The organism is Streptomyces typhae (assembly GCF_009755605.1).
Classification (GTDB): domain Bacteria; phylum Actinomycetota; class Actinomycetes; order Streptomycetales; family Streptomycetaceae; genus Streptomyces; species Streptomyces typhae.
In genome coordinates this window covers 20983-30201 of record NZ_WPNZ01000043.1, presented here as the reverse complement: position 1 = coordinate 30201, position 9219 = coordinate 20983, and the positions used below count along the sequence as shown (strand labels likewise).

Here is a 9219-nt window from a genome sequence, read left to right as displayed (position 1 = left end):
GGGCGCGGGGAACGGCGCGCTCAGCCCGATCGGATCCGCAGTCGCGTCTGCTGAGTACTGCGCAGTCGCGTCTGCGGCGTTTTTGTGGTTGGCCGCGCAGTTCCTCGCGCCCCTGTGGGGGCGCCCCTGAGGGGAGCCGTGGTCCCCCCACCCGGGGGCACGGGGAACGTTGGTCCCCGTTGTGCGCGCCCCCGCGAGCGTGAGGCAGAATCGGCGCGATGAGCACCTACCGCGACCTCACGCACCGCGGCTCCGCCCGAGCCACCGTCCTGCGGACCGTGGGCACGCGTGAGCGACGTTCGCATCTGACGGCGCCGCGCGTCCCCACCGTCGGCATCGACATCGGCGGCACGAAGGTGATGGCGGGCGTCGTCGACGCCGACGGCAACATCCTGGAGACGCTGCGCACGGAGACGCCGGACAAGTCGAAGAGCCCGAAGGTGGTCGAGGACACCATCGTCGAGCTGGTCCTCGACCTCTCCGACCGGCACGACGTGCACGCCGTCGGCATCGGTGCCGCGGGCTGGGTCGACGCCGACCGCAACCGCGTCCTGTTCGCCCCGCACCTGTCCTGGCGGAACGAGCCCCTGCGCGACCGCATCTCAGGACGCCTCGCCGTACCCGTCATGGTGGACAACGACGCGAACACCGCCGCCTGGGCGGAGTGGCGCTTCGGCGCGGGCCGCGGCGAGGACCACCTCGTCATGATCACCCTGGGCACCGGCATCGGCGGCGCGATCCTGGAGGACGGCCAGGTCAAGCGGGGCAAGTTCGGCGTCGCGGGCGAGTTCGGCCATATGCAGGTCGTCCCCGGCGGCCACCGCTGCCCGTGCGGCAACCGCGGCTGCTGGGAGCAGTACAGCTCCGGCAACGCCCTGGTCCGCGAGGCCCGCGAGCTGGCCGCCGCCGACTCCCCGGTGGCGTACGGCATCGTCGACCGGGTGCAGGGCAACATCCCCGACATCACCGGCCCCCTCATCACCGAGCTGGCCCGCGAGGGCGACGCCATGTGCGTCGAACTGCTCCAGGACATCGGCCAGTGGCTCGGCGTCGGCATCGCCAACCTCGCCGCCGCCCTCGACCCGTCCTGCTTCGTCATCGGCGGCGGCGTGAGCGCCGCCGACGACCTGCTCATCGGCCCCGCGCGGGACGCCTTCCGCCGCCACCTCACCGGCCGCGGCTACCGCCCCGAGGCCCGCATCGCCCGCGCCCAGCTCGGCCCCGAGGCCGGCATGGTGGGCGCCGCCGACCTGGCCCGCCTGGTCGCCCGCCGCTTCCGCCGCGCCAACCGCCGCCGCGTCGAGCGCTACGAACGCTACGAGCGCTACGCCGAGGCCCGCCGCTCCAACGACCGCACCGCCCAGGGATCCCAGTAGATGACCGTGCCCCGCCAGCCCTCGTCCCCGGACCTGCCCGGCCGGTCCGGCCCCGACGGGGAGCGGCAGCGTCCCCCCGAGGACCGCCGCCACATGATCCGCCGCCGCTGGCTCACGGCGACGACGATCGTGCTCCTCATCGGCGTACCCGCCGTGTATCTGCTGATCTCCGCGAACCAGAGCCGCAACAGCGGCCGCGACAAGGAGAAGAAGTACTCCGCGACCGGCCTCACCGCGGGCTGGCCCTCCAAGGTGCAGCGCCGCCTGTACGACGTACCGATCCCGCCGTACTCCGAAGAGGTCGCCTACTACGAGACGAACAACTGGCGCACCAGCCGTCTCTACGTCCAGTTCCTCACCAGCAACGAGGGCCTGGACAAGTTCCTCAAGCAGACCGGCACCGGCAAGGGCACGGGCGCGCTGAAGGCGGACGACATCACCATCAGCAAGCGCGACCGCAACGTCGTCGGCTGGGAGTTCACCGACCCCGGCCCCTGGCTCGGCCTCTCGCACGAGATGAAGAACCCGACGCCCACCCAGGACATCGTGGTCAACCGCTCCGACCCGCACCATCCGATGGTGTACGTGGTGTCGACGACGACGCCGTAGCGCGCGGGCGGCAAGTCGGCCGAGGCCGTGGCGGGTTCCGCCGCGGCCTCGTAGCATGTCGCCATGATCCTCAGCCGTCGCAGCCCTGTCACCGGCGCCCTCCGGGCCCGCGCGCTGCCGTCGCACGGCTGTTGTCGATCCTGCTGATCCTCTCCGGCTCCCTCTCTACGTAGCTCCTCGTAGCTCCTCGTAGTTCCTCGTAGTTCCCCGTAGTTCCAGGTAGCCCCAGGCTCTTCCCGCGCGCCGTCGACCTGCCGACGACACGCGGCACTTCGCGCATCCACGAGACCGGCACGTCCGCCGCGGAAGGCTGATCCGATGACCCCGAGCACCCCGAGCACCCCGCGTACTCCAAGCAGCCCGCGCACGCCGACGGCCTCGGCCGGCACGCTCGGCGAAGCCGCGTACGACCGCCTCCGGCTGCGGCAATGGCTCACGGGCGAGGCCCGCGCCGCCGGAGTGGCCCGCCGTGACGTCCTGCGCCTCGCGGGCGTCGCCGCGACCGTCCCCGTCCTGGGCGGCGCCCCGCACGCCCACGCCGCCCCCGGAACCGCTCCCGGCATCGTCAAACCGCTCCCCGACGACGTGTTCACCGTACGCGGCACCAACGCTGAGACCCGCTTCGAGGCGCTCGCGGCGACCGGCCGCCTGACCCCCGCGTCGCACTTCTTCGTCCGCAACCACACCACGACGCCCCGCCTCGACGCCGGCACCTGGCGTCTGACGGTCTGGGGCGACGGACTCACCGGCGGCGCACGCGAGTTCACCCTCGCGGACCTGAAGCGCCTGCCGTCGGCCTCGCGCACGGCGTTCGTGGAGTGCGCGGGCAACGGCCGCAGCCTCTTCACCACCCAGCAGGGCCGGCAGGTGTCCGGCACGGCCTGGACGCTCGGCGCCGTCGGCCAGGCGCACTGGCGCGGCGTCCGGCTGGCCGACGTCCTGAGCCGGGCGGGCCTCGCGCGCCACGCGGTGGACGTCATGCCCCGCGGCCTCGACGACGACTACATCACCGCGGACGGCACGAACCTCGGCCGCGTACGCCGGCCGCTGCCGCTCGCCAAGGCCCTGGACGACGTACTCCTCGCGTACGAGATGAACGGCGAGCCGCTGCCGCCCGATCACGGGCACCCGGTGCGCGTCGTCGTGCCGTCCTGGATCGGCGTCTCCTCCGTGAAGTGGGTCGGCGACATCGAGGTGTCGACGACGCCCCTGTACTCGCCCTGGAACACCGACTTCTACCGTCTCTTCGGCCCCGGCCACCCGCCGCAGGGCTCCGTCCCCCTCACCCGCCAGACCCTGAAGTCGGCCTTCGAGCTGCCGTGGAACGCGCGCTTGGCGGCCGGGACGCGGCACCGTCTGACGGGCCGCTCCTGGTCGGGTGGCGGCGCCGTCGACCGCGTCGAGGTCAGCACCGACGGCGGCGGCACCTGGCGCCGCGCCCGTCTGCACGACGTACCGCGGCGCGGCAGCTGGGTCCGCTGGTCCGCCGACTGGCACCCCCGCGCCCCCGGCCCCGCCGTGCTGCTCGCCCGCGCCACGGACACCACCGGCCGCACCCAGCCGGCCACGACCGCGCACAACACGCAGGGCTACCTGTTCGACGCGGTGGTGCGGCACCCGGTGACGGTGGAGTGAAACGCTCGATGTGAAGAGAGGGCTGGGACGGGCGGCGCGTCGGTCCACCGGGGTTCGCCGGTCCACCTGGGCGCGTCGGTCCACCGGGGCGCCTCAGTCCACCGGGGCGCGCCATCCCTCGTACGCCGCCACCGCCACCGCGAGGTCCTCCCAGGCCATGCCCGCCGACTTGAACAGGCGCGGCCGCCCGGCCTCCACGGGCACCTCGCCGCGGGCCAGTTCGCGCAGCGTGCGCAGCCGTCCGAGGTCGAAGCGGGCGGTGGCGACCGCCTGCACGATGTCCCCGCACTCGCGCATGGCCACGGACCGGGACTCGGCGACCACCGTGGCCCGGCCGACGAGGCGTTCGTCGACCTCGCGCGCGTCGGGCTCGTGCGCGCCGACCGCCGCCACCGTCGCGTGCGGGGCGAGCAGCGCGCTGTCGAACAGCGGCTCGCGGGCGGTCGTGCAGCAGCACACGACGTCGGCGTGCGCGACGTCCTGCGGTGTCGCGGCGGCCGCGGTGAGACCGGCGGCACGGCAGCGGTCCACGAACGCGGCCACCCGCTCGCGGTCCCGCCCGACCACGTCCACGTGCGCGAGGCCGGGGCGCACCGCCCGTACGGCCTCCACGTGCCCCCAGGCCTGCGGCCCGGTCCCGAACACGAGCAGCCGCGCGGCGTCGGGCACGGCGAGGCGGCGGATCGCCGCACCCGACACCGCGGGCGTGCGCAGCGAGGTCAGGGCGGTGCCGTCGAGCAGGGCGAGCGGCTGATGGGTGTCGCCGTCGATGAGGAAGTACAGGCCCTGGATGCGGGGGAGCCCGCGCGCCGGGTTGCCGGGCGTCGCGGTGACGACCTTCACGCCCGCGTACGAGCTGGTCGACGACGGCATGAGCAAGAGCTGACCACCTGTCAGCCCGATGACGTTCCTGGCCGGTTCGGCCTCGGGGTCGAGTCCGCCACGCACCAGCGCGTCCTCGACGGCTTCGACGGCGGCGCCCATGGGGACGAGCAGGGCGAGGGCCGCGGCGTCGAGGTGGGGGAGTGGGTGGTCGGAGACCTGGGGCGCGGGGAGGGCGCCGGGGGCTGTGGCGCCGGGGGTCGAAGGGGCACGGGTCGCGGCCGGAGGTGAGGCCGCGCCGGGAGCGGGGTGGTGCGGTGCCGGGGCTTCGCATGCGGATGCGGATGCGGATGTGGGTGTGGATGCGGGTGCTTCGGGTGCCGGGTCCTGGGGTGCCGGGGCGTCGTGGTCGGGGATCATCCGGTGATCCTCACCTGACGGGCCGTGAGCAAACCTGGGTCTTCTGGGTCTTCTGGATCTTCTGGGTCTTCTCCGTACTGGCGCCGGTGCTAGGGCGCGGGCGTCGGGGCATCGCCTCCCGTCTCCGTCTCGGCCAGCGACCGGACGACGGACTGCAGTACCCGGGCGGCCCAGTCGCTGTTGCTCAGGCCGAAGGACTCCGCGATCCGGGTGATCTGGTCGAACTCGCCGACCGGCAGGTCGATCTCTATCCTCGCCGCGCGGCCCGCGGACCCGGCGCCGTCCGCGGGGACCGGCTGCCGGCCGGCGGACCGCCCTGCCACGGCCACCGCCGACGCGGCCGTGCCGCTCCCGCGCTCGGCGACGCCGGCCCGGACCTGCTTCCGCAGGGTGTTGCGGGACCAGGCGTGCTGCTCGGCCCGGCGCAGCCAGTAGTCCTGCTCCGGGGCGGGCAGCCGGGCCACCTCCGCGTGGTGCGCGAAGCTGAGCGCCTCGTGCCGCCGGTGGTGCTCGAACCTGCGGGCCACCCAGGCGTAGTTGCGCAGGGTCTGGTAGTCGAGCCCGGTGCGCTCGATCGCGTCACGGTACCGCGGGCCGTACGTGCTCTCGCCGTAGATCATCCAGTCCGCGAGCCACCAGACAAAAGAACTCGACACGTCTCTCAGCTGATTTCCGAAGGCCTCCCAGGATTGTCTGGCCATGCCGGGAGGAAAGGTGATTCCTTTTCTGTCCAGAGAAGCGTGCGCGGTCAGGCTGCTGAGTGGTGCCTCGGCCCTCTCCTCGTAAGCGGACAAGGGTAATTGGACATCGCTGAAAATCATGGTGCGTACCCACCTCTCGCTGCATCGGTCCCGTCGGGTCCCTCACCGCGCGACCAGCGCGAACCACCCACTCCGTGGCCCGGTCACGCGCATGGTGGAAGGTGATTCAACCACCGGGGAAACCGGCCGTCACGCCGCGTGCGGAAATGCGTCCCGTTGGCATGACAGCGACCCGTCGCGGTGTTCTCCGGGCGAACCTTTATCGCCGGGTCACGTCGTACTCCGCCACGCGCGGGTGTCGCCGCAGACCAGAGCGTCGCCGATGTCCCCGATCTCCTTTCTCACCCCGCGCCGGTACGGCTTCCGCCCCACGCCCCGCAGGACGGGAGACCCGTACGGCAAGATGAGCGACGTGCGATTCATGCTGCTCGGGCCGCTGGAGGTCCGGACCGGGGACGGGGCGGTGCTCGACGTGCCGGGCGCCCGGCTGCGCGCGCTGCTGTGCGCGCTCGCTCTGGAACCGGGGCGGATCGTCACCCGGCCGCGGCTCGTGGAGTTCATCTGGGGGGACCAGCCGCCCACGGACGAGGTCAACGCCGTGCAGGCGCTGGTGTCCAGGCTCCGCAGGGTGCTGCCGGAAGGGTCGGTGGAGGCGGAGTCCGGGGGGTATCGGCTCGCCGTGGCGCCCGACGCCGTCGACGTGAGCCGGTTCGAGGACCTGGTCGGCAGGGCCCGCGCCGCCGCCGACGTGACGCGGAAGGCGGAGCTGCTGCGCTCCGCCCTGGAACTGTGGCGCGGCAAGGCGCTGGAGGACGTGGCGCTGTACGGCAGCGCGACGTTCGACGCCGCCGTCGCCCGCCTCGACGAGCTGTACCTCGCCGCCCTCGGCGACCGCGTGGACGCCGACGTCCGCCTCGGCCACGGACCGGAGCTGATCTCCGAACTGGCCGGGCTCGTGGCCGCGTACCCGCTGCGGGAAGGGCTCGTCGCCGCGTCGATGCGCGCGCTCGCCGCGTCGGGCCGCGGCACCGAGGCGCTGATCGTGTACCAGCAGCTGCGCGAGCGGCTCGCGGAGGCCGTGGGCGTCGAACCCTCGGCCGAGCTCGCCGCGCTGCACACCGCGCTGCTGCGCGGGGACCTCGGCGGCCGCACGGACAACCACCGCACCAACCTGCGCGCCGGACTGACCAGTTTCGTCGGCAAGGACGACGATCTCGCCGCGGTCCGCGGCCTGGTCGCCGGGCACCGCCTCGTCACCCTCACGGGACCCGGCGGCTCGGGCAAGACCCGCCTGGCCACGGAGGCGGCGCGGCTGCTGCTCGGCGACCTGCCCGACGGCGCCTATCTGGTCGAGCTGGCGCCGGTGCGGGCGGGCGGTGAGCTCGCGCAGGTCGTGCTCACCTCGATCGGCCTGCGCGACCAGGCGCTGCTCGGCGGCGCCACCGCGGGCGACCCCGTCGACCGGCTGGTCGCCGCCGTCCGGGACCGCGCCCAACTCCTCGTACTCGACAACTGCGAGCACATGATCGACGCGGTCGCGGAGTTCGCGGACCGGCTGCTCGGTCAGTGCCACCGGCTGCGGATCCTCGCCACGAGCCGGGAGCCGCTCGGCATCACCGGCGAGGCGCTGTGGCAGGTGGAGCCGCTCGCGCTGCCCGCCGCGCGGGCGGTCCCCGCCGAGGCCGCGGCCTCGCCCTCGGTGCGGCTGCTGCGGGACCGGGCCGGCGCGGTGCGCAAGGACCTCGCCGCCAACGAGCAGACCCTGGCCGCCATGGCCCGGATCTGCCGCGCCCTCGACGGGATACCCCTGGCCATCGAACTCGCCGCGGCACGGCTGCGCACCATGTCCGTGGAACAGCTCGCCCACCGGCTCGACGACCGCTTCCGCCTGCTGAGCAGCGGCAGCCGCACGGCGCTTCCCCGGCACAAGACGCTGCGCGCCGTCGTCGACTGGAGCTGGGACCTGCTCACCGAGGCCGAGCGCGCCGTGCTGCGGCGGCTCTCGGTGTTCGCGGGCGGGGCGACCCTGGAAGCGGCCGAACGGGTGTGCGCCGACGGGCTGGGAGACGGGGAGCACGTCCTCGACGTGCTGACCGCCCTCATCGAGAAGTCCCTGCTGTTCGCCGACGACTCGGTCGTCCCGCGCTACCGGATGCTGGACACCATCAGGGAGTACGCGGCCCACCGCCTCGCCGAGGCCGGCGAGGTCGAGCGCGCCCACCGCGCCCACCTCGCCCACTTCACCGAACTCGGCGAACGGGCCGAGCCCCAGCTGCGCCGGGCCGGGCAACTCCACTGGCTGGCCACGCTCCAGGCCGAGCACGACAACATCAACGCCGCCCTGCGCGGCGCCATCGCCGAGGGCCGGGCCCACGAGGCGATGCGGCTCGTCGTCGCCGTCGGGTGGTACTGGCTCCTGAGCGGCCGCAAGGTCGAGGGCACCGAACTGAGCGTCCAGGCGGCCTCCCTCGACGGCGAGGTGCCCGACGACGTACGGGCCATGGCGTACGCCGTGGTGACGATGTTCCTGACCTCCGGGGTGCAGGGCGACCAGTACCAGGCGCAGGAGTGGATCCACGAGGCGTACCGGTACGCCAAGGGCAGCACCCGCCGCCACCCGCTGCTCGGCTTCGTCGTACCGCTGGAGCGGATGGTGCGGGAGCCGGGCGCGTTCCTGCCCGCGTTCGAGCCGCTGCTCACCGACGACGACGCGTGGGTGCGCGCCCTGGCCCGGCTCACCCGCGGCCGCCTCGGGCTCAGCCTCGGCCGCGGCGAACCGGAGTCCGTCGTGGACATCGAGGTGGGCCTGAGCGAGTTGCGCGCGCTCGGCGACCGGTGGGGGATGTCCCTCGCGTTGCAGTCACTCGCCGACTGCCTCGCCCCGCGCGGCGAGTTCGCCCGCGCCTGCGAGCTCTACGACCAGGCGATCACGGCCCTGACCGAGCTGGGCGCGGTCGAGGACGTCGTCGGCCTCCGCGCGCGCCAGGCCCAGCTGCACTGGTTGCTCGGGGACACGGCCCGCAGCGACGCCGCCCTCGCCGAGGCGCAGCGCTGCGCGGACCGCGTCGCCTGGCCGGACGCGCTCGCCGAACTGCATCTGCACAAGGCACAGCTGGCCCGCTGGCGCGGCGCGAGGGACGAGGCGCACGCCCAGCTCACCGCGGTGCGGACGCTGCGCCGCGACACCGGGACCAGCGGCTATCTGCACATCACCCTCCAGGATCTGTACGGCTATCTCGCCGAGGACGTGGAGGAGTCCCGGGCGTACCGGACCGAGGCGTTCCGCGCGGCCGTGACCGCGGGCCACCGGCCGGTGATCGCACAGATGCTGATCGGTCTCGCGGACCTCGCCCTGCGCCAGGGCCGCGACGAGCAGGCGGTGCGGCTGCTCGCGGCGAGCGAGGGCCTGCGGGGCGTACCGGACCGCTCGCAGCCGGACGCCGTCCGGATCGGCGAGGGCGCGCGCGGGCGCCTCGGCGAGGAGGCGTTCGCCGAGGCGGAGCGCGCGGGTCGCGGGGCGGACTGGCGCGAGCTCGCGGAAGCGACGCTCGCTTCGTGAGCCGTGCTCGCGTCGTTCCTCACGCCCGCCTCGTGTG

Annotated in this window: 6 protein-coding genes; 4 read left to right on the top strand and 2 right to left on the bottom strand. The window is 73.9% G+C overall.

What is annotated here, in order from left to right:
- Positions 1–218 precede the first annotated feature (218 nt).
- The 3 genes from GPA10_RS41110 to GPA10_RS41100 all read left to right on the top strand — a co-directional run bounded on the left by GPA10_RS41110 (position 219) and on the right by GPA10_RS41100 (position 3620).
- The gene (locus GPA10_RS41110) at positions 219–1376 is read left to right on the top strand and encodes an ROK family glucokinase (protein ID WP_058849209.1); all 1158 of its coding nucleotides are present in this window, start codon (positions 219–221) and stop codon (positions 1374–1376) included.
- Complete coding sequence (locus GPA10_RS41105) at positions 1377–1985, top strand: hypothetical protein (protein ID WP_058849208.1); 609 nt, start codon at positions 1377–1379, stop codon at positions 1983–1985. It abuts the gene before it with no gap.
- 318 nt (positions 1986–2303) lie between these two features.
- The gene (locus GPA10_RS41100) at positions 2304–3620 is read left to right on the top strand and encodes a sulfite oxidase (protein WP_157169866.1); all 1317 of its coding nucleotides are present in this window, start codon (positions 2304–2306) and stop codon (positions 3618–3620) included.
- 93 nt (positions 3621–3713) lie between these two features.
- On the opposite strand, the gene GPA10_RS41095 is transcribed toward GPA10_RS41100, so the two are convergent.
- Together GPA10_RS41095 and GPA10_RS42025 are read right to left on the bottom strand one after the other, a co-directional pair.
- The gene (locus GPA10_RS41095) at positions 3714–4862 is read right to left on the bottom strand and encodes an ornithine cyclodeaminase family protein (protein WP_343041898.1); all 1149 of its coding nucleotides are present in this window, start codon (positions 4860–4862) and stop codon (positions 3714–3716) included.
- Between the two features lie 89 nt (positions 4863–4951).
- The gene (locus tag GPA10_RS42025) at positions 4952–5683 is read right to left on the bottom strand and encodes an LmbU family transcriptional regulator (protein WP_198351862.1); all 732 of its coding nucleotides are present in this window, start codon (positions 5681–5683) and stop codon (positions 4952–4954) included.
- Between the two features lie 343 nt (positions 5684–6026).
- On the opposite strand from GPA10_RS42025, the gene GPA10_RS41085 reads away from it, so the two are divergent.
- On the top strand, positions 6027–9182 hold the full coding sequence (locus tag GPA10_RS41085) for an AfsR/SARP family transcriptional regulator (RefSeq protein ID WP_157169865.1): 3156 nt from the start codon (positions 6027–6029) through the stop codon (positions 9180–9182).
- Positions 9183–9219 lie beyond the last annotated feature (37 nt).